20 protein-coding genes are annotated in these 19297 nt (G+C 67.7%); 13 read left to right on the top strand and 7 right to left on the bottom strand.

Features of this window, described 5'->3' with window-relative positions; all coding sequences use genetic code 11:
- The first annotated feature begins 27 nt into the window (after nucleotides 1-27).
- The 6 genes from hemE to JNO53_RS04070 all read left to right on the top strand — a co-directional run bounded on the left by hemE (nucleotide 28) and on the right by JNO53_RS04070 (nucleotide 4433).
- On the top strand, nucleotides 28-1053 hold the full coding sequence (hemE, locus tag JNO53_RS04095; RefSeq protein WP_203107968.1) for a uroporphyrinogen decarboxylase: 1026 nt from the start codon (nucleotides 28-30) through the stop codon (nucleotides 1051-1053).
- A gap of 163 nt (nucleotides 1054-1216) precedes the next feature.
- Nucleotides 1217-1660: a CopD family protein gene (locus JNO53_RS04090; RefSeq protein WP_203107966.1), complete on the top strand. Its 444-nt coding sequence runs from the start codon at nucleotides 1217-1219 to the stop codon at nucleotides 1658-1660.
- A gap of 203 nt (nucleotides 1661-1863) precedes the next feature.
- On the top strand, nucleotides 1864-3129 hold the full coding sequence (gene rho, locus JNO53_RS04085; RefSeq protein ID WP_203107964.1) for a transcription termination factor Rho: 1266 nt from the start codon (nucleotides 1864-1866) through the stop codon (nucleotides 3127-3129).
- A 99-nt stretch (nucleotides 3130-3228) separates the two neighbouring features.
- Entirely contained in the window at nucleotides 3229-3477 is a 249-nt protein-coding gene (locus JNO53_RS04080; RefSeq protein ID WP_203107962.1) for a hypothetical protein, read from the top strand.
- Complete coding sequence (locus tag JNO53_RS04075) at nucleotides 3464-3877, top strand: aspartyl protease family protein (RefSeq protein ID WP_203107960.1); 414 nt, start codon at nucleotides 3464-3466, stop codon at nucleotides 3875-3877. Before JNO53_RS04080 ends, JNO53_RS04075 begins: the two co-directional genes overlap by 14 nt.
- 10 nt (nucleotides 3878-3887) lie before the next feature.
- Nucleotides 3888-4433, top strand: coding sequence for an AAA family ATPase (locus JNO53_RS04070; protein ID WP_338015298.1), 546 nt, complete (start codon nucleotides 3888-3890; stop codon nucleotides 4431-4433).
- On the opposite strand, the gene JNO53_RS04065 is transcribed toward JNO53_RS04070, so the two are convergent.
- The 3 genes from JNO53_RS04065 to JNO53_RS04055 are packed head-to-tail and all read right to left on the bottom strand — an operon-like array spanning nucleotide 4425 to nucleotide 7163.
- The gene (locus tag JNO53_RS04065; RefSeq protein WP_203107956.1) at nucleotides 4425-4838 is read right to left on the bottom strand and encodes a nuclear transport factor 2 family protein; all 414 of its coding nucleotides are present in this window, start codon (nucleotides 4836-4838) and stop codon (nucleotides 4425-4427) included. The genes JNO53_RS04070 and JNO53_RS04065 overlap by 9 nt on opposite strands.
- The gene (locus JNO53_RS04060; RefSeq protein WP_203107954.1) at nucleotides 4835-6451 is read right to left on the bottom strand and encodes an FMN-binding glutamate synthase family protein; all 1617 of its coding nucleotides are present in this window, start codon (nucleotides 6449-6451) and stop codon (nucleotides 4835-4837) included. The genes JNO53_RS04065 and JNO53_RS04060 overlap by 4 nt, the downstream gene beginning before the upstream one ends.
- Nucleotides 6452-6464: 13 nt before the next feature.
- A complete protein-coding gene (locus tag JNO53_RS04055) occupies nucleotides 6465-7163 on the bottom strand; it encodes a dienelactone hydrolase family protein (RefSeq protein WP_203107952.1) in 699 nt (232 codons plus the stop codon).
- Nucleotides 7164-7269: 106 nt separating this feature from the next.
- Between JNO53_RS04055 and JNO53_RS04050 the strand changes: the two genes are divergently transcribed.
- The 6 genes from JNO53_RS04050 (at nucleotide 7270) to JNO53_RS04025 (ending at nucleotide 13284) form a co-directional block, all read left to right on the top strand.
- The gene (locus JNO53_RS04050; RefSeq protein ID WP_129525012.1) at nucleotides 7270-7530 is read left to right on the top strand and encodes a DUF6489 family protein; all 261 of its coding nucleotides are present in this window, start codon (nucleotides 7270-7272) and stop codon (nucleotides 7528-7530) included.
- A 101-nt stretch (nucleotides 7531-7631) separates the two neighbouring features.
- Nucleotides 7632-8951 carry a tRNA uridine-5-carboxymethylaminomethyl(34) synthesis GTPase MnmE gene (mnmE, locus tag JNO53_RS04045; RefSeq protein ID WP_203107950.1) on the top strand — a complete coding sequence of 440 codons (1320 nt, stop codon included), beginning with the start codon at nucleotides 7632-7634 and terminating at the stop codon, nucleotides 8949-8951.
- Between the two features lie 97 nt (nucleotides 8952-9048).
- On the top strand, nucleotides 9049-10911 hold the full coding sequence (mnmG, locus tag JNO53_RS04040; protein WP_203107949.1) for a tRNA uridine-5-carboxymethylaminomethyl(34) synthesis enzyme MnmG: 1863 nt from the start codon (nucleotides 9049-9051) through the stop codon (nucleotides 10909-10911).
- Nucleotides 10908-11537, top strand: a complete 630-nt coding sequence (gene rsmG / locus JNO53_RS04035) for a 16S rRNA (guanine(527)-N(7))-methyltransferase RsmG (protein ID WP_203107947.1) — start codon at nucleotides 10908-10910, stop codon at nucleotides 11535-11537. The genes mnmG and rsmG overlap by 4 nt, the downstream gene beginning before the upstream one ends.
- Nucleotides 11534-12310: a ParA family protein gene (locus tag JNO53_RS04030; protein ID WP_203107945.1), complete on the top strand. Its 777-nt coding sequence runs from the start codon at nucleotides 11534-11536 to the stop codon at nucleotides 12308-12310. Before rsmG ends, JNO53_RS04030 begins: the two co-directional genes overlap by 4 nt.
- Nucleotides 12307-13284 carry a ParB/RepB/Spo0J family partition protein gene (locus JNO53_RS04025; RefSeq protein ID WP_203107943.1) on the top strand — a complete coding sequence of 326 codons (978 nt, stop codon included), beginning with the start codon at nucleotides 12307-12309 and terminating at the stop codon, nucleotides 13282-13284. The genes JNO53_RS04030 and JNO53_RS04025 overlap by 4 nt, the downstream gene beginning before the upstream one ends.
- 103 nt (nucleotides 13285-13387) lie before the next feature.
- On the opposite strand, the gene JNO53_RS04020 is transcribed toward JNO53_RS04025, so the two are convergent.
- Entirely contained in the window at nucleotides 13388-14278 is an 891-nt protein-coding gene (locus tag JNO53_RS04020; protein ID WP_203107941.1) for a hypothetical protein, read from the bottom strand.
- 116 nt (nucleotides 14279-14394) lie between these two features.
- The gene (locus tag JNO53_RS04015) at nucleotides 14395-14877 is read right to left on the bottom strand and encodes a GAF domain-containing protein (RefSeq protein WP_203107939.1); all 483 of its coding nucleotides are present in this window, start codon (nucleotides 14875-14877) and stop codon (nucleotides 14395-14397) included.
- A gap of 332 nt (nucleotides 14878-15209) precedes the next feature.
- Between JNO53_RS04015 and JNO53_RS04010 the strand changes: the two genes are divergently transcribed.
- On the top strand, nucleotides 15210-16667 hold the full coding sequence (locus tag JNO53_RS04010; RefSeq protein WP_203107937.1) for a PQQ-dependent sugar dehydrogenase: 1458 nt from the start codon (nucleotides 15210-15212) through the stop codon (nucleotides 16665-16667).
- A 4-nt stretch (nucleotides 16668-16671) separates the two neighbouring features.
- Here the strand turns inward: JNO53_RS04010 and JNO53_RS04005 are convergent, their stop codons facing one another.
- Nucleotides 16672-17514, bottom strand: coding sequence for a DUF815 domain-containing protein (locus tag JNO53_RS04005; RefSeq protein ID WP_203107935.1), 843 nt, complete (start codon nucleotides 17512-17514; stop codon nucleotides 16672-16674).
- A complete protein-coding gene (locus JNO53_RS04000) occupies nucleotides 17511-19250 on the bottom strand; it encodes an acyl-CoA dehydrogenase family protein (RefSeq protein ID WP_203107933.1) in 1740 nt (579 codons plus the stop codon). Before JNO53_RS04000 ends, JNO53_RS04005 begins: the two co-directional genes overlap by 4 nt.
- Between the last annotated feature and the right edge of the window lie 47 nt (nucleotides 19251-19297).

The raw sequence follows: 19297 nt of genomic DNA, 5'->3' as shown, positions 1-19297 counted from the left end.
TTTATTATTTGGATTGGACCTTCCCGAATGCCCGGTCTTCTTCTCGACACCCTGCGCGGAAAACGCGGCGAGCGCGTGCCGCTTTGGCTCATGCGTCAGGCGGGCCGCTACCTGCCCGAATACCGCGCGCTGCGGGCGGAGAAGGGCGGTTTCCTCGAGCTGGTTTATGACAGCGAGGCCGCGGCCGAGATCACCATGCAGCCGATCGACCGGTTCGGCTTCGATGGCGCGATCCTGTTCTCCGATATCCTTATCGTGCCCTATGCGATGGGGCAGGATCTCGCATTCCTGGCAGGCGAGGGGCCGAAGCTCTCGCCGCCGCTGGTCGATAGCGCGCTGGCGAGCCTGGAGGCCGTTCCGGGCCGCCTCGCGCCGATCTACCAGACGGTGCGGCAGGTCCGCGCGCGGCTTTCGCCCGAGACGACGCTGCTCGGTTTCGCCGGCAGCCCGTGGACCGTCGCGACCTACATGGTGGCGGGCGAGGGCAGCCGCGACCAGCATGCGGCGCGCGAGATGGCTTACCGCGATCCGGCGGCGTTCCAGGCGCTGATCGACGCGATCGCCGCGGTCACCGTCGAATATCTCGCCGGACAGATCGAAGCCGGGGCGGAGGCGGTGCAGCTTTTCGACAGCTGGGCCGGCAGCCTCGCGCCGCGCGAATTCGAGCGCTGGGTGATCGCCCCCAATGCTGCCATCACCGCTGCCATGGCCGAGCGGTTTCCCGGCTTGCCGGTGATCGGCTTTCCCAAGGGATCGGGCGAGAAGCTGCCGGCCTATGCGCGGGAAACCGGCATCGCCGCGGTCGGGGCGGACGAGACGCTCGATCCCGCCTGGGTTGCGCGCGAACTGCCGGCTGGCGTGCCGGTCCAGGGCAATCTCGACCCCCTGCTGCTGCTCGCGGGCGGGGAGCGGTTGGCGAGTGGCGCGCGGGCGATTCTCGAGGCCTTTGCGGACCGCCCGCATGTGTTCAATCTTGGTCACGGGATCGGCCAGCACACGCCGATCGCCCACGTCGAGACGCTGATCGAAACCGTTCGCGCATGGAGGAGGTGACGCGCACCCCCCGATATTTGCTGCACCGTCCCCGCAGCCCGAACACTCGTCACCCTGACGGAGAGAACGGGAGAGAGGGTGAGGGAGCAAGCTATGCTTGCGCTTCTCTCCTTCGGCGATTCGGGCCGTTGCCAGGTTCAAGCTCTGATCTTACATCGCCCATATGCAGGACATCCTCGGCATGACCTACTACTGGCTCAAGGCTGGTCACCTGATCTTCGTGATCTTCTGGATGGCCGGCCTGTTCATGCTGCCGCGCTTCTTCGTCTACCACCAGGAATCCGCGCCGGGATCGGCCGAGGACGCCGCCTGGGTGGAGCGGGAGCGGCGCCTGCTGAAGATCATCCTTCTGCCGTCGATCGTGGTCGTCTGGGTGCTCGGCCTGCTGCTCGCCATGACCGTCGATGCCTGGAGCCAGGGCTGGTTCCACGCCAAGCTGCTGCTCGTGCTCGCGCTGTCGGGCTATCACGGATGGATGGCGGCCTATGCGAAGACGCTCGCGCGCGGCGAACGCCCGCTCGAAGGGCGCAAGCTGCGGCTGCTCAACGAAGTGCCGGGGATCGCCGCGGCGCTGATCGTCGTGCTGGTGATCGTCCGCCCGTTCTGATTGCCGGACCGGCCGGCGGCGAATCTGCGCAAAGCGAATTGACGGCGCGGCGGCGCAGGATTATTTCGAACCTCTCTTCCGGCTGAGGCCCCGCGGTCAAGCGGTGCCGGGTCCGCTTTCTCCAAGCATGTCCTGAGCCCCGATCTCCATTGAAGGCGAAGGACCCATACGACCTGCCGGCCATTCCCACCACGGAACACACGATGCACTTGAAAGAACTGAAGCAGAAAGCCCCGGCCGACCTGGTGTCGATGGCCGAGGAACTCGGCGTCGAGGGCGCCTCCACCATGCGCCGGCAGGACCTGATGTTCTGCATCCTGCGCGAATTGGCGGAGGACGACGAGTACGACGAGAAGATCATGGGCGTGGGCACGATCGAGGTGCTGCAGGACGGCTTCGGCTTCCTCCGCAGCCCCGAGGCGAACTATCTCGCCGGGCCCGACGACATCTACGTCTCGCCCAACCAGATCCGCAAATGGGGCCTGAGGACCGGTGACACGGTCGAAGGCGAGATCCGCGCGCCGAAGGACGGCGAACGCTATTTCGCGCTCACGAGCCTCACCAAGGTCAATTTCGACGATCCCGACGCGGTCCGCCACCGGACCAACTTCGACAACCTGACGCCGCTCTATCCGGACGAGAAGCTCAATCTCGACACGCTCGACCCGACCGTGAAGGACAAGAGCGCGCGGGTGATCGACATCATCAGCCCCCAGGGCAAGGGCCAGCGCGCGCTGATCGTCGCCCCGCCGCGGACCGGCAAGACCGTGCTGATGCAGAACATCGCCAAGGCGATCACCGACAATCATCCGGAAGTCTTCCTGCTGGTCCTGCTCGTCGACGAGCGGCCGGAGGAAGTGACCGACATGCAGCGCAGCGTGAACGGCGAGGTCATTTCCTCGACCTTCGACGAGCCCGCGACGCGCCACGTCCAGGTCGCCGAAATGGTGATCGAGAAGGCCAAGCGCCTGGTCGAGCACAAGAAGGACGTCGTGATCCTGCTCGATTCGATCACCCGCCTCGGCCGCGCCTACAACACCGTCGTGCCGAGCTCGGGCAAAGTCCTGACCGGCGGCGTCGACGCCAACGCGCTCCAGCGGCCCAAGCGCTTCTTCGGCGCGGCGCGCAACATCGAGGAAGGCGGCAGCCTCTCGATCATCGCCACCGCGCTGATCGACACCGGCAGCCGCATGGACGAAGTGATCTTCGAGGAGTTCAAGGGCACCGGCAATTCGGAGATCGTGCTCGACCGCAAGGTCGCCGACAAGCGCATCTTCCCGGCGCTCGACGTCGGCAAGTCCGGCACCCGCAAGGAAGAGCTGCTGGTCGAGAAGGACAAGCTCTCCAAGATGTGGGTCCTCCGGCGCATCCTCATGCAGATGGGCACGATCGATGCGATGGAATTCCTCCTCGACAAGATGAAGGATTCCAAGACCAACGAGGACTTCTTCGCGACGATGAACCAGTAGGGGAATCAGACTCGATTCGACGATCGCAAGATTCGTTTCATCGCATGATTCTTTGGATTCGTTGTGTGCTGTGTCACTCTCCTCTGGGGGGAATGTCCGATGTCGCATATGCAGAAACACGAGATCGATCAGAATTACGATTTCTTCCGGCGGGCCTTAAGCACGCTTTTGCCGTCGCATCGAGGTGAATTCGCGCTCATCCGATCGAAGAAGATTGTCGGCTTTTTCGATGGACCAGGTGACGCTTATCGGGCCGGCTTGGATCGATTTCCGGATGAGATATTCTCGATTCAGGAGGTGGAAGACCGACCGGCTGAGATGGGTTTGAGCAGTCTTGCGGTCGATTAGCGGTCGGCGCGAACATCGACGAATTCTCCTCCCGGTATCAGTATTCTCCTCGGCTCATCCGACGGACCTGACCCACGAGACGTTCGACGGATTGCTAGACACGGGAGCGACGGCAAGCTGGATCAGCAGCAAAGTCGTTAATCGGCTGGGCTTTCGTTCGATCGGAAAGAAGCCGGTCGTAGTTGCCACCGAGATTAGACAACGGCCAGCTTATGTCTTTCGTTTGGGCTTGATGGGCGACGATCAACCGCCAACAGCATTACCCATCGTTTTCGCCGAAACGCTTGGTTTCGAAATCTCCCAAGCGAGCGGTTTTGACGTGCTTCTGGGCATGGATGTTCTCTCAGAAACCGATTTCTCGATGTATCGCGACGGCCGATGGACTTTGGCGTTCGGTTAGCTCTCCACCGGTGAATGGTCTTGCCGCTTCGACGCCCAGGCGGGCAGTTATCACCGGCGGTCCCGGCACGGGCAAGTCGACGCTGCTCGAGGCGCTGGCCCGGCGCGGGATCGCGACCGAACCGGAGGTGGCGCGCGCGATCCTGCGCGAAGCGGGCGGCATGGCGCTGCGGGCGGATGACCCTTCGGGCTTCGCGCGCGCCATGTTCGATGCGGAGCTCGCCGCCTGGCGCGTAGCCGAGGGGCGGCCGGGCCCGACCGTGTTCGACCGCGGCTTTCCCGACATCGCCGGCTTCCTGCGGCTCGAAGGGCTGCCGGTGCCGGATGACATCGACCGTGCCTGCCGCGAGCTGCGCTACGACGGCCCGGTGTTCCGCGCGCCGCCGTGGCAGGCGATCTACCGGCCCGACGAGGAGCGCATCCAGGACTGGGAGGCCGCGCTGGCAAGCGATGCGGCAGTGACGGGCGCGTGGCGCGACTACGGCTACGAGCCGGTCGACCTGCCGCTCGTCAGCGCTGAGGAGCGCGTGGACTTCGTCCTCGAACGGCTAGCCTGACGCGCGCCCGAGCTGGGCCGCCATCGCTTCCCAGACTTTGTTGATGGCCTTGAGCGGGCGGATCATCACCTTGAAATCGCTGATCTTTCCGCTCTCGTCGAAGCGGATGAGGTCCACGCCGTTGATGTGGATGCCGTCGATCTGCGTCTCGAATTCGAGCAGCACGTCGTGCCCCTCCACCAGCTCGCGCACGTAGCGGAACTGCTCGCCGCCGAGCACCTGGCCGGCCGCGGCGAGATAGGCGATGACCGTGGCCTTGCCGGCCTGCGGGGTGTGGACGACGGGCGAGTGGAACACGGCATTGTCCGCGAGGGTCCCGGCCAGCTCCTCCGGCCGGTTGCCGTTCGCCAGCACCCGGTACCATGCTGCGAGGCCCGCGGGCGTGCTCCCCGTGGCGCGCGTCATAGCGCCTTCACGAAGCTGTCCGCGCGGGCGAGACGCCAGTCGCGCGCATATTGCGTGCCTTCGGGTTCCGCCAGCAGCTCCCCGGGTTCGAGGAAGTTGTAGATGTGGTCGATCGCGTCGGAGCGGGCGCTGTTCTGCCGTTCGGACAAGTCGCACGGTTCGATCTGCCACGGATTCTCCAGCCCCATGGCAACGACCATCTCGCGCAGGGCATGGAGCGTATGGCGGTGGAAGCGCGCGACCCGCTCGGACTTGTCCATCACCACCAGCCCGCGCTGGCGCGTCGCATCCTGCGTGGCGACGCCGGTGGGGCAGGTGTCGTCGTGGCAGCGCATCGACTGGACGCAGCCGAGCGCGAACATGAAGGCGCGTCCGGCGTTGCACCAGTCGGCGCCGAGCGCGAATTTCATCGCCATGCCGGCGCCCGAATGGACCTTGCCGGCGGCCGAGAGGCGGATGTCGTCCCTCAGCTCGCAGCCGACCAGCGCGTTGCGCAGCAGGATCAGGCCTTCGCGCAGGGGCATGCCGATCCGGTTCGACATCTCGACCGGCGCCGCGCCGGTGCCGCCCTCTGCGCCGTCGACCACGATATAGTCGAGCCGGATGCCCGTCTCGCGCATGGCCTTCATCACCGCGAAGACCTCGTGCGGCTTGCCGACGCAGAGCTTGATCCCGATCGGTTTTCCTCCCGAGAGGTCGCGCAGTTGCGCCGCCCATTCGAGCAGGCCGACCGGGGTCGAGAAGGTCGAATGGGCGGCGGGGGAGATGCAGTCCTTGTGCGGCAGGATTCCGCGTGCGGCGGCGATCTCCTCGCTCACTTTCGCGGCGGGCAGGACGCCGCCGTGGCCCGGCTTTGCGCCCTGGCTGAGCTTGATCTCGATCATCTTGACCTGATCGTCCTGCGCCGCATCGGCAAAGCGCGCGGGATCGAACCGTCCCTCGCCGTCGCGGCAGCCGAAATAGCCGCTGCCGATCTCCCACACGAGGTCCCCGCCGTGCTCGCGGTGATAGCGCGAGATGCCGCCTTCGCCGGTGTCGTGGTAGAATCCCCCGGCCGCCGCGCCCTTGTTGAGCGCGAGGATCGCGTTGGCCGAGAGCGACCCGAAGCTCATCGCCGAGATGTTGAGCAGCGAGGCGGAGTAGGGCCGCGCGCACTGCGGCCCGCCGACGTCGACCCGCCAGTCCGAAGCCGCCGCCTCGTTGGGCACGATCGAATGGGCGAGCCACTCGTATTCGTCCGAATAGACGTCGAGCTCGGTGCCGAAGGGATGCGAGTCGAGCTCGCCTTTCGAGCGGGCGTAGACCAGCGCGCGCTCGTCATGGTTGAACGGGCGGCCTTCGAGATCGCCCTCGATCACGTAGGCGCGGGCGTAGGGGCGCAGATCCTCCATGATCCACCGCACCCGCGCCAGCAGCGGGTAGTTGCGCCGCAGGGTGTGCTTCTTCTGGAAGAAGTCCCACACGGCGATCGCCAGCAGGGGCACGGTGAGCACGAGGCCCCAGCGCAGCGGCTCCCACCAGGCGAACAGCGCCGTCAGGACGATCAGCAGCGCCGGGACGACGAAGCGCGAGGCGACATGCCCGGAGAAGCGCCAGGACGCGCGGTTGATCATCGCCTGCCGCCTTTCAGCCGAGGTGCCGGGCGAAGAACTCCGCGGTGCGCTCGTCGGCAAGCGCTGCCCCCTGCTCGTCGCGGCGCTTGCCGAATTCGGTGGCGAAGCCGTGGTCGAGGCCGGGATAGTCGTGGAGCGTGACCTTGGGATGGTCGTCCAGCCCCTCGTGCATCGCCCGCTGCGTGGCCTCGTCGACGAACCCGTCGTCGCCGGCAATGTGCAGCATGAGGGGGTTGGCGATGGCGTGCTTCTCGCGCAGCAGATTGTCGATCCCGACCGCGTAGTAGCCGACCGAGGCATCCACGTCGGTGCGCGCCGCGGTCATGTAGGCGAGCCGGCCGCCGAGGCAGTAACCGACCGCGCCGACTTTCGCGACGCCTTCGCTGCGGCGGATCCAGTGGATCGTCGCCTCGATGTCGCGGATGCCCTGGTCCTGGTCGAACTTGCCCATCAGGCCGAGCGCACGCTGGAATTCGGCCTCCACGTCGGGATCGAGCTCGACGTCCGGTTCGAGCCGCCAGAACAGGTCTGGCGCGACCGCGAGATAGCCGTCCTTGGCCAGGCGGTCGCACTTGCGGCGGATGCCGGGGTTCACGCCGAAGATTTCCTGGATCACGACGATCGCCCCGCGCGGGGTTCCCTCCGGCCGAGCGACGTAGGCGCCGAAGGTCCGGTCGGCCGACAGTGTCTCGATGGTCGCCGTCTCGCTCATTTCGTCGTCCCTTCCTTTCGCGGTTGCACCTGCGTAGGCCGGGCTTAACGCTTGCGCGCGGCGAATGCCAAACCCAGTTTGTTTCCCGACCAACGGAGGAACCGCGATGAAGGTCCATATCGAGATCGACTGCACGCCCGAGGAGGCCCGGACCTTCATGGGTCTTCCGGACGTCGGCAAGGCCAACGACGTCTACGTCGACATGATGGCCAAGGCGATGAAGGGGGTCAGCAATCCCGACCAGTTGCAGGACTACGCGCGGCAGCTCGCCCCGATGGGGCAGGCGGGCCTGAAGCTGTTCCAGAGCTTCATGGAAGGCGCCGCGCGCAATGCGGAGAAGAAGCCGACGGACGAGGGGAAGTCCTAGGCTGTCCCTGACTTCGAGAAGGACGTCATCGATCGATCCGTCGTCCGAGCGTTCGCCGGGATGACGGGAGTTTGGGAGCGGCCGCAGGGCGCGATCCGGTTATGAAACCTACGTCGATTCCTCACGATAGCGGCAAGGCGCTGGCCGAAACGATCTTCGCGCTGTCGAGCGGTGCGTTGCCCGCCGGCATCGCGGTCGTGCGCGTCAGCGGCCCGCGCGCGGGAGACGCGCTGCAGGTGCTGGGCGGTGCGCTTCCGCCGGCGCGGCGGGCTGCGGCGCGGACGCTGCGCGATGCCCGGGGCGAGATGCTCGATCAGGCGCTGGTGCTCTGGTTGCCGGGGCCGGGAACCGCGACGGGCGAGGACGTGGCCGAGCTTCACCTGCACGGCGGGCGGGCCGTGGTGAGCGCGGTCGAGAGCGCGCTGGCGGAGCTGCCCGGCCTGCGTGCCGCGACGCCCGGCGAGTTCACCCGCCGCGCCTTCGCCAATGGCCGGATCGACCTCGCCGAAGCCGAGGGGCTCGCCGGCCTGCTCGAGGCGGAGACCGAATTGCAGCGGCGCTCGGCGATGGCGCTGGCAGGCGGCGCGCTGTCGCAGCAGGTCGGCGAATGGCGCGACCGGGTGCTCGCACTTTCGGCGCAAGTGGAGGCGGTGCTCGACTTCTCGGACGAGGAGGACGCGGCGGATTTGCCGGCATCGTTCACGGAAGATGGGGCGCGGCTTGCCGAGGAACTCGACCAGTGGCTCGCCCGCCCGCGCGCGACCGTGCTGCGCGAGGGGTACCGGGTCGTCCTCGCTGGCCCGCCAAACGCCGGAAAATCGACTCTTTTCAATGCGTTGCTAGAGAACGAAGCGGCCATAACCTCGCCCATCGCAGGAACCACGCGTGATGTTCTCGAACGATCGGTCGCGATCGCGGGGATTCCCTTCACCTTCGTCGACACGGCGGGTCTGCGCGAGGACGAGAGTGGTGACGATATCGAGAAGATCGGCATCGCCCGGGCGCAGGAGCAGCTCGCGCGCGCCGATCTCGTGCTCTGGCTCGGCGAGGAAGGGCAGGGGCCGGTGGGCGCGTGGGAGATCGACGCCAAGGCGGACGACGAAGCTCGCCGGGTGAAAGGCGAGAGCGCGCTCGCGCTTTCGGCCAGGACCGGGTTCAATCTCGATCGTCTGCGCGAGCGCCTGATGGCCCGCGCGCTCGGCGCGATGCCTGCACCGGGAGAAGTCGCGCTGACCGAGCGGCAGTCCGCTCTGATCGAGGAGGCGCGGCAAGCGCTCTCCGGGATCGGCGTGGTTGGCGATCCGTTGATCGCTGCCGAGCATCTGCGTCTCGCCCGCAGTGCTTTCGACCGCCTGACCGGCCAGGCATCGACCGAGCACATGCTCGACGCACTGTTCGGGCGCTTCTGCATCGGCAAGTAATGTTTCACGTGGAACATTCCCGCTTCGGCCCGATCCGGCATCCGCTCTAGCGCGAGCACTTTGACCGTCTGCGCGAGATCGCCTATCGCGCGTGCCCATGCGCTCCTACGATATTCTCGTCATCGGCGGCGGGCACGCCGGGGTCGAAGCGGCCGCAGTCGCCGCGCGGATGGGCGCGCGCGTCGGACTGGTGACCTTTGATCCCGATACGGTCGGGGCGATGAGCTGCAACCCGGCGATCGGCGGATTGGGGAAGGGCCACCTCGTGCGCGAGGTCGACGCTTTCGACGGCGTGATCGGCCGCGCGGCCGATGCAGCGGCGATCCATTACCGCATGCTCAACATGTCGAAAGGCAGCGCTGTGTGGGGCCCGCGAATCCAGGCCGACCGCAAGCTGTTCAAGGCCGCCGTCCAGCATGCGCTGGGTCAGCAGGCGAATCTCGACGTGATCGCGGGGGAGGCGGCTGCCCTGATTCTGGAGGGCGGCCGGACGAAAGGCCTCACGCTCGCCGATGGCGCGCGCATCGAAGCGCCGACGGTGATCCTCTGCACGGGCACTTTCCTCGGCGGGCGCCTGTTCCGCGGGGAGGAACGGTTCGAAGGGGGCCGGATCGACGAGAACGCTGCACACGTCCTCGCGGCGCAGCTCCGCGAAGCGAATTTGCCGATGGCGCGGCTCAAGACCGGCACGCCGCCGCGCCTCGACGGACGGACGATCGACTGGGCGAGACTGGCCGAGCAACCGTCCGACGACGGGACATGGACCATGTCCGCCGTCACTCCGGAACGCGCCAATCCGCAGGTCTTCTGCGCCATTACCCGCACCAATGTGCGCAGCCACGACATCATCCGCGCGGGGCTCGACCGGTCGCCGCTGTTCACCGGAGCGATCGGTGCGCAGGGGCCGCGCTACTGCCCGTCGATCGAGGACAAGATCCACCGCTTCGGCGACCGCGAGGGGCACCAGGTGTTCCTCGAACCCGAGGGGCTCGACACGCACCTCGTCTATCCCAACGGCGTCAGCACCTCGCTTCCGGTCGACGTCCAGCTCGCCATGCTCAGAAGTATGGAAGGGCTTGAGGCCGTCGACATGGTCGTGCCGGGCTATGCCGTCGAATACGACCATATCGATCCGCGCGCACTCACGCCGGCGCTCGAGCTGCGCGCCATCGGCGGGCTCTATTGCGCGGGGCAGATCAACGGCACGACGGGCTACGAGGAGGCCGCGGCGCAGGGGCTCGTCGCCGGAATGCATGCGGCGGCCGCGGTGCTAAGCCGGGAGCCGGCTGCGCTCGACCGCGCCAATTCCTACATCGCAGTCATGGTCGACGATCTCACGCTGCAGGGTGTCAGCGAACCCTACCGCATGCTGACCGCGCGCGCCGAGTATCGCTTGCGGCTACGCGCCAACAATGCCTCGTCACGCCTGACGCCGCTGGCGATCGCGGCCGGTTGCATCGGCGACGCGCGCCGCCAATGGTTCGACTCGCGCGAGCAGCGGCGGACGGAATGGGGCGAGCAGTTGGCGAAGGACGTGCCCGCGTCGGAACTGGAGCAGGCGGGGCTGCCGATCCGGCGCGATTCAGGCGTTCATAGGCTGGATGCGTGGCTGCGCTATAATGGGGTCGATCTTGCGGCACTGGCGCCGTGGCTCGACCCGGGTTTCGATCCGGCCGAAGAGATCGCGGTGGAGCTTGCCGAGGATGCGATCTACGCGCCCTATCTCGAACGACAGGAGGCCGAGCTGCGCGATCTGCGCGCCAGCGAGACGGTGCGGCTTGGGGCGGGGTTCCCCTATGGGGATGTGCCGGGGCTCTCCAACGAAATGGTGGAGCGACTGACGATGGCGCAGCCGGAGACGCTCTCCGCGGCCGGGCGAGTTCCGGGAATCACTCCGGCGGCGCTATCGGCCGTGCTCGTCCACGCGCGCCGGCGCGATGCGCGGCAAGAAGCGGCGTGATCGCGACCGAAGATCAGGCGCGCGCGTATGTGGCCGGTCTGTGCGATGCGGTAGCCATGGATCGGCTCGACCGACTGATCTGCGCACTCGTCGACGAGAACGAACGGCAGAATCTCGTGGCACGCGCAACGCTGCCGTCAGTGTGGCAGCGGCATATCGCAGATTCGGCGCAGCTTCTCGAATATGTTCCACGTGAAACAGGACCTTGGCTGGACTTGGGTTCGGGGGCAGGGCTGCCCGGTCTGGTCGTCGCTGCGATGCGGCCCGAATGGCCCGTCGTTCTCGTGGAATCGCGTAGGAAGCGGATCGAGTGGCTGGAGCGCATGCGAGACGAGCTTGGGCTCGAACACTGTCGGATCGAGGGCGCACGACTTGAGAATGTCGACAGTGCCCCGGTGAGCGTGATCTCGGCGCGAGCCTTCGCGCCGCTCGAACGTATCCTCGCGCTATCCGCACGATTTTCCACAAGCGAAACCCTGTGGCTGTTGCCCAAGGGCCGTTCGGCAGCGCAAGAATTGCAGGAGCTGCCAAAGCGGCAGCGCGCGTTGTTTCACGTGGAACAATCACGCACGGACCCCGCATCGGGCATTATCGTCGGTAAGCTGGCCGGGAGAACAAAAGCATGATCACGATCGCCATCGCGAATCAGAAGGGCGGGGTCGGCAAGACGACGACCGCCATCAACATCGCGACCGCGATGGCGGCCATCGGCTGGAAGACGCTGCTGGTCGACCTTGATCCCCAGGGCAATGCCTCGACCGGGCTGGGAATTGCCAGTGCCGACCGCGAGGGTTCCAGCTACGACATTCTGGTCGACGAGGCACCGCTCGCCGAATGTGTCCATCCGACGGCCATTCCCGGGCTCGATATCGTTCCCGCGACAGTCGATCTCAGCGGTGCCGAGGTAGAGCTCGTCTCGGTCGAGGACCGCACCGCGCGGCTCCGCCGGGCGCTCGCGCATCACCATGCGCACGACATCTGCTTCATCGACTGCCCGCCGTCGCTCGGCCTGCTCACGCTCAACGCGCTGGGCGCGGCCGATACCCTGCTGGTTCCGCTTCAGTGCGAGTTCTTCGCGCTCGAGGGCTTGAGCCAGCTCTTGCAGACGGTCGAGCGGGTGCAGCAGCGCTTCAACCCCGACCTGGGCATCATCGGCATCGTCCTGACCATGTTCGATCGCCGCAATCGGCTGACGGACCAGGTCGCGGACGACGTGCGCGATTGCCTGGGCAAGCTGGTGTTCGAAGCGGTCATCCCGCGCAACGTCCGCCTGTCCGAGGCGCCGAGCCACGGGCTCCCCGCGCTCGTCTACGACCACGCCTGCGCCGGCAGCCGGGCCTATATCGCGCTTGCACGCGAACTGATCGGGCGCATTCCCGAGAAGAGGAAAGCCGCATGAGCAACTCCCCGGAACCGACCCCCGCCTCGGCCCCCGTTCGCAGCGCGACCGACCGCAAGCGGAAGCTTGGCAGAGGGCTGGGCGCGCTCTTGGGCGAAACCCAGCGTGAAGAGCCGCTGGTCCGCAGCGATGCCGGTGGATCGGCAGAAAACTCTGGAAAATCAAGCTCTTCACCGCGATCGGGCTTGGCCTCTATCGCGACCTCGGCGATCGAGCCGCTGCCCGGTCAGCCGCGCCGCCGCTTCGACGAGGCGGCGCTGGAGGAGCTCGCCGCGTCGATCGCCCAGCGCGGCGTGATCCAGCCGGTGATCGTTCGGCCGCTCGCGGGCGGGCGCTATCAGCTCGTGGCCGGCGAGCGGCGCTGGCGCGCTGCGCAGAAGGCGCGGCTGCACGAGATCCCCGCGATCGTGCGCGAGCTCGACGAAACCGAGGTCATGGCGCTCGCGCTGATCGAGAACATCCAGCGCGAGGATCTCAATCCGGTGGAGGAGGCGCGCGCCTATCAGGCGCTGGCGGACCGGCAGGGCATGACGCAGGGCGAGATCGCGCAACTGGTCGACAAGTCGCGCAGCCACGTCGCGAATCTGCAGCGCCTGCTCAATCTGCCGGACGAGGTGCTCGACCTGGTCGACGAGGGCGCGCTGTCCATGGGCCATGCGCGGGCGCTGATAGGAAACGATGCCGCGGTCGAACTGGCGAAGCGTGCGGTCTCCCAGAAGCTCTCGGTCCGGCAGGTCGAAAAGCTGGCCGCGCAGCCCGCCGCGGGCGAACCGCGGCGCAAGGCGCGCAGTTCGCGCGATCCGGCGAAGGATGCGGACATTGCCGCGGTTCAGACTCATCTGGAGGAGTTTCTGGGGCTGGGCGTGCGGATCAAGACCGATGCCGATCCGCGGTCGGGTGCAGTGACGATCCGCTATCGCACGCTCGATCAGCTCGATCTGATCTGCCAGCGCCTGACCGGCGGCGATATCTAGATATCATCTAAACGCCTGTTGTATCACGTAAAGGCGGCGACCGGGTGGCTCCGCGGCCGCCGCCTCCCCCTACGAAGCCGCAAGAATGCGGCTTCGCCCCAAGTCATCTCGTCTTGGTGTACTTGATCCGCTTGTCGGGCGCGGGCGCGGGCGTGCGGATCACGCGGCGCTTGGTCGACACGGGCCGTTCGGCGCGCGGTTCGACCTCGACCCATTCCTCGGTCACGTACTCGCGCACGACGGCGCGCTGCGGCACGGCCATCAGGACCGGCATGTAGGTCACCGCCGGGGCGCACGCGCAGCCCTGGCCGTAGTAGCCCGGATAGCCGTAGCCGTAAGGAGCGGGGGGCGGATAGGCCGGTGCCGGTGCATGGGCATAGCCGGGCGGATAGCGCTCGAGCATGGCTTCGCAGTAATCCTCCGCCCGGTCGCGATCCACGGCCGCGCCGATCGCGGTTCCGATGGCAAGGCCGGCGAGGCCGCCGACTCCCGCCCCGATCAGCGTGCCAGCAAGCCGCTCGCCATCGGCGACGCGGTTGCCGATCAGCCCGCCCGCGGCCGCGCCGAGCAGTCCTCCGGCGACACCGCCTTCTTCGCGGCCCTCGCCGGCGCGATAGCGCGCCCGGCAGTCCGCCAGCCATGCTTCGGCGTCGAAATGGGGCGGCGGCGCAGGCGGCGCAGGGTAATAGGCCGCGGGCGGCGGCGGGGCGTCGTGATAGACCGGCTCGCTGCGCTCGTATTCGTAACGGTCGGCGTACTCGTCATACGCAGGATCGTCGGAATAGTCCGGCTCGTGATAGACTTCCGCCGGGGGCGGGGATGGCTGCGCGGGCGCCGGAAGCGGCTGGACCACGGGCGCCTGCTCGTAGACGACTTCGCCGGGCGGCAGCGGATAGGCATACTCGTACGGCATCTCCGGCTGCGCCATCGCAGGAGATGCGGCCCCGATCGCGCCCACTGCGGCGCCGAGCAGGGTCAAGTGACGGGCGGTCATGGTCGATCCCCTTCGTTAGGCCGAGTCGATTCCCGGCGTTAACGAAAAAGCTACCATTGCAACCCGCAGAGGCACACGCGGCCGCGCACGATGTCCCGAAACGGGGCGCCGCGGGGTCAGATCCGGTCGGAGAGGATCGCCGCCAGCGCTTCCAGACCGTTAGCGTCCTCCCGATCGAAGCGCGCCGGCTCGGGGCTGTCGAGATCGATCACTGCGATCACCGCGCCGCCGCGGAACACGGGCACGACCAGTTCGGAGCGGCTGGCGGCATCGCAGGCGATATGGCCCGGAAAGGCGTGCACGTCCTCGACGAGCTGCGTCTCGCCCGTTCGCGCCGCCGCGCCGCACACGCCCTGGCCGAGCGGAATGCGGATACAGGCCGGCCGGCCGGCAAAGGGCCCGAGGACGAGTTCGTCCTCGACCATCCGGTAGAAGCCCGACCAGTTGAGGCGCGGCACGAGTTCCCAGATCAGGGCCGCGACGTTGGCCATATTGGCGATACCGTCGCGCTCGCCGGCGGTCAGCGCGTCGGCGGCCGCGCAAAGCTGGCGGTAAAGCTCGGGCTTGGGGAGCGCGGGATCGGCAGCGAAATCGTACATGGCACCGACCTCTAGGGTCCGTACTTAACTGGAGCAAGACCGTGACGGAGCGGATTTTGGCGCCCGGCCAGAAGCAAGGAGGGAGCGATGATGATTCATCGTGACCGACGCGCAACGCCGCTTGGCGCCAAAATCCGCCCGCTGCGCAGCGGTTGCCCATGGAGGTCCGCCGAGCAGCGTCGCTTGCTTGCGCGTAGCGCCGCTACGCGTCTGCGCTACGCTCCTTGTCGGCGGACCTCCATGGGCAATCACGATCCTTGCTCCAGTTAAGTACGGACCCTGGACCGCTGCGCCATTGCCGCAAAGGCCCGCAGCGCGTAATCCTCCCGCTCATGAGCACCAAGCGCAAGATCCTGATCTGGGTCCTCGTCCTGATCCTCGTTCTCATCTTCGCGGCCGCCTGGCTGGTCAGGGGCGACGAGGCCGAGCTTGCCGTGGCCGAGGTCACCGGCGCGGATCCCACGCTGGTGGAACCCGATTCCCAGACGATCCCGACCGTTCGCATCGCCAAGCCGGTCGGCTGGGCGCCGGACGAGGCACCGCAAGCTGCCGAGGGGCTTGCCGTCACCCGCTTTGCCGAAGGGCTCGATCATCCGCGCGTCATCTACACGCTGCCCAACGGCGACGTCCTGGCGACCCTGACCCGCGCCCCCAAGAGCGATGACGACAGTGGCGGGTTTACCGACTGGGTCGCCGGCTTGCTGATGTCGCGCGCCGGGGCGACGGGCGAATCGCCCGATACGCTCGTGCTGCTGCGCGATGCCGACGGCAACGGCGGCGCCGAGCAGCGTTTCGTGCTGACCGACGATCTCGCATCCCCCTCGGGCATCGCCTGGGCCGACGGCACGCTCTACGTCGCGAACCATAATGCGCTGCTCGCCTTTCCCTACGAACTCGGCGCGACGCAGATCACCGCCGAGCCGCGCAAGCTGATGGACCTCCCTGCCGCGGGCAACCACTGGATGCGCAACATCGCGCTCGATCCGGAAGGCGCCCACGTCTACGTGGCGGTCGGATCGGCCTCCAATATCGCCGAGAAGGGTATCGAGCTGGAGGAAGGCCGGGCGGCAATCTGGGAATACGATCTCGAGGATAACCGGCAGCGGATCTTCGCAACCGGCCTGCGCAATCCCAACGGCCTCGACTGGAATCCTTGGAGCGGCGAGCTCTGGACCACGGTCAACGAGCGCGACATGCTCGGCTCGGACCTCGTGCCCGACTACCTCACCAATGTGCCGATCGGCGCGCAGTACGGCTGGCCCTGGGTCTACTGGAAGAACAACATCGACCGGCGGGTCGAAGCGCCGATGCCGGCGTTCCTCATCGAATATGCCCGGCGTCCCGAATATGCGCTCGGCCCGCACGTCGCCGCGCTCGGCCTGGTATTCAGCGAGGAAGGGGCGCGGATGGGGCCGCGTTTCGGCCAGGGCGCCTTCATCGCGCGCCACGGCTCATGGAACCGCAAGCCGCCGGCCGGGTACGACGTGGTCTATGTCGCTTTCGACGACCGCGGCAATCCGCTCGGCAAGCCGGTTCCCGTGCTGACCGGCTTCCTGACGGGCGAGGGCACCACGCGCGGCCGCCCGACTTGGGTCGAATGGGCCGGCGACGGGGCGCTGCTGGTCAGCGACGACACCGCCGGCATTATCTGGCGCGTGACCGCTCCCGGTGCCCAGCCCCTGCCGGCGATCGAGCGCATGCGGGGTGATTCCCTGCCCCCGCAGCGCGAGCTGGGTGGCAGCACGGCGACGTTCGGCGACGACTATGCACGCGAGGATGTGATCCAGTAAGGGCTCAGATCGCGCGTCCGGCGCGTCCGGCAAGCTCGTTCACGTAATGCCATGCGGTGCGCCCCGAACGCGCACCGCGCCGCCGCGCCCATTCGAGCGCGTCGGCCTCGCTCCAGTCGAGACCGTAGGCGTCCGCATAGCCGCGGATGATGGCGAGGTAGTCGTCCTGCGTGCAGTTGTGGAAGCCGATCGAAAGGCCGAACCGGTCGGCGAGCGCAAGCGTGTCGTCGACCGCGTCGCGCGGGTTCAGCGGATCGTCCTGCTCGCGCGAATGCCGCGGCACGATCGCGCGGCGGTTCGACGTGACGGCGAGGCGCACGTTCGCCGGCCGCGCCTCGACGCCGCCTTCCAGCCAGCTCCGCAAGTGGCGCGGCCCGGCCGAATCCTCCTCGCCGAAGCCGAGGTCGTCGATGTAGACGAGGAAGTTGCGCCCGGCCCCGCGGAGCTGCGCAAACAGGTGCGGGAGCGAGGGCAGGGCGTCCGCCGCGACCTGCACAAGCGCCAGCCCGCGCGGCACTGCGGCCTGCGCCGCGACGACCGAGGCACGCACCAGCGCCGATTTGCCCATGCCGCGCGCGCCCCACAGCAGCATGTCGTGCGCGGCGTGGCCCTGGGCGATCCGCACGACGTTGGCGGCGACGATGTCGCGCTGGGCGTCGATACCCTGAAGCAGCGTGAGCGGCGGCGCATCGATCGCGCCGACCAGACGTGCCGAGCGCCCGTCCCACACGTAAGCGGGCGCTGCGTGCCAGTCGGTCGCCGGTGCGGCGTCGCCCGCGAGTCTTTCCAGCGCTTCGGCGATGCGCGCCAGGGGATCTCCCTGATCGGCCGAAGTCCCCCGCGTCATCCCGCGAGTTGCTCGCTTGTGAGCGCGTAGAGCGGCTCTGCGCCCGCCATGGCCGAGGCCTTGAGACCGGTGGCCTCGGGCACGATCCGGTCGAGAAAGAAGCGCACGCTCGCGCGCTTGGCGGCGGGGCCCGGCGCCTCGCCGGCCTCGACCGCGCGGAGCTGCCGGAGCAACTGCCACCCGGCGACCGCAACGGCGGACATCGTGCAGAACGGCACACTGCCCGCGAGCCGATCATCCAGCGTCGCAGTATCGCCCATCCATTCGCCGATCGCGGCGCAGTCGTTCGCGAGCGCGGCGAGGGCCGGTTCGTCGCCCGCCGCGTCGCGCGCGATATCCGCCATCAATGCGGCGAACACCGCGCCGTTCTCGAGCCCCAGCTTGCGCGTGACCAGGTCGGCAGCCTGGATGCCGTTGGTGCCTTCGTAGATCGGGGCGATGCGCGCGTCGCGGTAATGCTGCGCCGCGCCGGTCTCCTCGATGAAGCCCATGCCGCCATGGACCTGCACGCCGAGGCTGGCGACTTCCACGCCGACATCGGTCCCCCAGGCCTTGATCAGCGGCACGAGCACGTCGCCGCGCCCATCGGCGGCCTCGTCGCCCAGCGTGCCGCGATCGACCTGGCCCGCGGTGTAGTAGAGGAGCGCGCGCGCGCCTTCGGTCAGCGCTTTCATCCGCAGCAGCATGCGGCGCACGTCGGGATGCTCGGCGATCGCGACCGGCGTCTTGTCGGGCGACCCGGCACGCGCCGACTGCACGCGCTCGCGCGCATAGGCTAGCGCGGCCTGCGTGGCGCGCTCACCGATCTGCACGCCCTGGTTGCCGACGTTGATCCGCGCGTTGTTCATCATCGTGAACATCGCCGCGAGCCCGCGGTTTTCGGCGCCGACGAGCTCGCCGATGCATTCGCCGTTGTCGCCGTAGCTCATCACGCAGGTCGGCGAGGCATGGATGCCGAGCTTGTGCTCGAGGCTGACGCACCGCACGTCGTTCCGCGGACCGGGCGAGCCGTCGTCGTTGATATGGTACTTGGGCACGAGGAACAGCGATATACCGCGGCTGCCCTCGGGCGCGCCGGGCAGGCGTGCGAGGACGAGATGAATGATGTTCTCGGCCAGATCGTGCTCGCCGAAGGTGATGAAGATCTTCTGCCCGGCGATCCGGTACTTGCCGGCGTGCTCTCCGCCCTCGATCGGCGTCGCGGTCGTGCGCAGCGCGCCGAGGTCGCTGCCCGCCTGCGGCTCGGTGAGGTTCATCGTACCCGACCACTGGCCGCTGACCAGCTTCGGCAGGTAGAGCGCCTTCTGCGCCTCGCTCCCGTGATGATCGAGCGCCTCGGTCGCGCCGACCGAGAGCATCGGCAGCAGGCTGAAAGCCATGTTCGCGGTGCCGAGGTTCTCGAGCACGTTGCAGGCGAGCGTAAAGGGCAGGCCCTGGCCACCGAATTCCGCCGGGCCGGCGATCGCGTTCCAGCCCTGCGCGACATAGTCGGCATAGGCCTCTGCGAACCCGGCCGCCAGACGGACCACGCCGTTCTCCAGCTTCGCGCCTTCCAGGTCGCCCGCGCGGTTCAGCGGCGCCCATTCGCCTGCCGCGAAAGCGCCGATGCCTTCGACGATCGCCTCGACCATGTCGGATTCGGCCGCGGCGAAGCGTTCGGAGGCGGCGAGGTCGGCGATTCCCGCATTGACGCGGATGGCGAGCAACTGGTCCTGGGTGGCGGGCGAATAGGTCACGTCGTGCGGTTCCCCTTGGCTTTGCGCCGATGCGCATATAGCGCGCG

Source organism: Altererythrobacter sp. C41 (assembly GCF_016803135.1).
Classification (GTDB): Bacteria; Pseudomonadota; Alphaproteobacteria; order Sphingomonadales; family Sphingomonadaceae; genus Pelagerythrobacter.
Note: the sequence above shows the minus strand (reverse complement) of the source record. Positions and strands in the feature narration are given on the sequence as shown.

What these genes read in the sequence shown, in the direction of transcription:
- JNO53_RS04020 (WP_203107941.1), bottom strand. Translation starts at nt 14,278, where the DNA reads ATGACCGCCCGTCACTTGACCCTGCTCGGCGCCGCAGTGGGCGCGATC.
- JNO53_RS04065 (WP_203107956.1), bottom strand. Translation starts at nt 4,838, where the DNA reads ATGACGCGCGCCACGGGGAGCACGCCCGCGGGCCTCGCAGCATGGTAC.
- mnmE (WP_203107950.1), top strand. Translation starts at nt 7,632, where the DNA reads ATGAAACCTACGTCGATTCCTCACGATAGCGGCAAGGCGCTGGCCGAA.
- JNO53_RS04010 (WP_203107937.1), top strand. Translation starts at nt 15,210, where the DNA reads ATGAGCACCAAGCGCAAGATCCTGATCTGGGTCCTCGTCCTGATCCTC.
- JNO53_RS04060 (WP_203107954.1), bottom strand. Translation starts at nt 6,451, where the DNA reads ATGATCAACCGCGCGTCCTGGCGCTTCTCCGGGCATGTCGCCTCGCGC.
- JNO53_RS04055 (WP_203107952.1), bottom strand. Translation starts at nt 7,163, where the DNA reads ATGAGCGAGACGGCGACCATCGAGACACTGTCGGCCGACCGGACCTTC.
- JNO53_RS04015 (WP_203107939.1), bottom strand. Translation starts at nt 14,877, where the DNA reads ATGTACGATTTCGCTGCCGATCCCGCGCTCCCCAAGCCCGAGCTTTAC.
- JNO53_RS04030 (WP_203107945.1), top strand. Translation starts at nt 11,534, where the DNA reads ATGATCACGATCGCCATCGCGAATCAGAAGGGCGGGGTCGGCAAGACG.
- JNO53_RS04080 (WP_203107962.1), top strand. Translation starts at nt 3,229, where the DNA reads ATGTCGCATATGCAGAAACACGAGATCGATCAGAATTACGATTTCTTC.
- mnmG (WP_203107949.1), top strand. Translation starts at nt 9,049, where the DNA reads ATGCGCTCCTACGATATTCTCGTCATCGGCGGCGGGCACGCCGGGGTC.
- JNO53_RS04005 (WP_203107935.1), bottom strand. Translation starts at nt 17,514, where the DNA reads ATGACGCGGGGGACTTCGGCCGATCAGGGAGATCCCCTGGCGCGCATC.
- rho (WP_203107964.1), top strand. Translation starts at nt 1,864, where the DNA reads ATGCACTTGAAAGAACTGAAGCAGAAAGCCCCGGCCGACCTGGTGTCG.
- JNO53_RS04090 (WP_203107966.1), top strand. Translation starts at nt 1,217, where the DNA reads ATGCAGGACATCCTCGGCATGACCTACTACTGGCTCAAGGCTGGTCAC.
- hemE (WP_203107968.1), top strand. Translation starts at nt 28, where the DNA reads ATGCCCGGTCTTCTTCTCGACACCCTGCGCGGAAAACGCGGCGAGCGC.
- JNO53_RS04050 (WP_129525012.1), top strand. Translation starts at nt 7,270, where the DNA reads ATGAAGGTCCATATCGAGATCGACTGCACGCCCGAGGAGGCCCGGACC.
- JNO53_RS04025 (WP_203107943.1), top strand. Translation starts at nt 12,307, where the DNA reads ATGAGCAACTCCCCGGAACCGACCCCCGCCTCGGCCCCCGTTCGCAGC.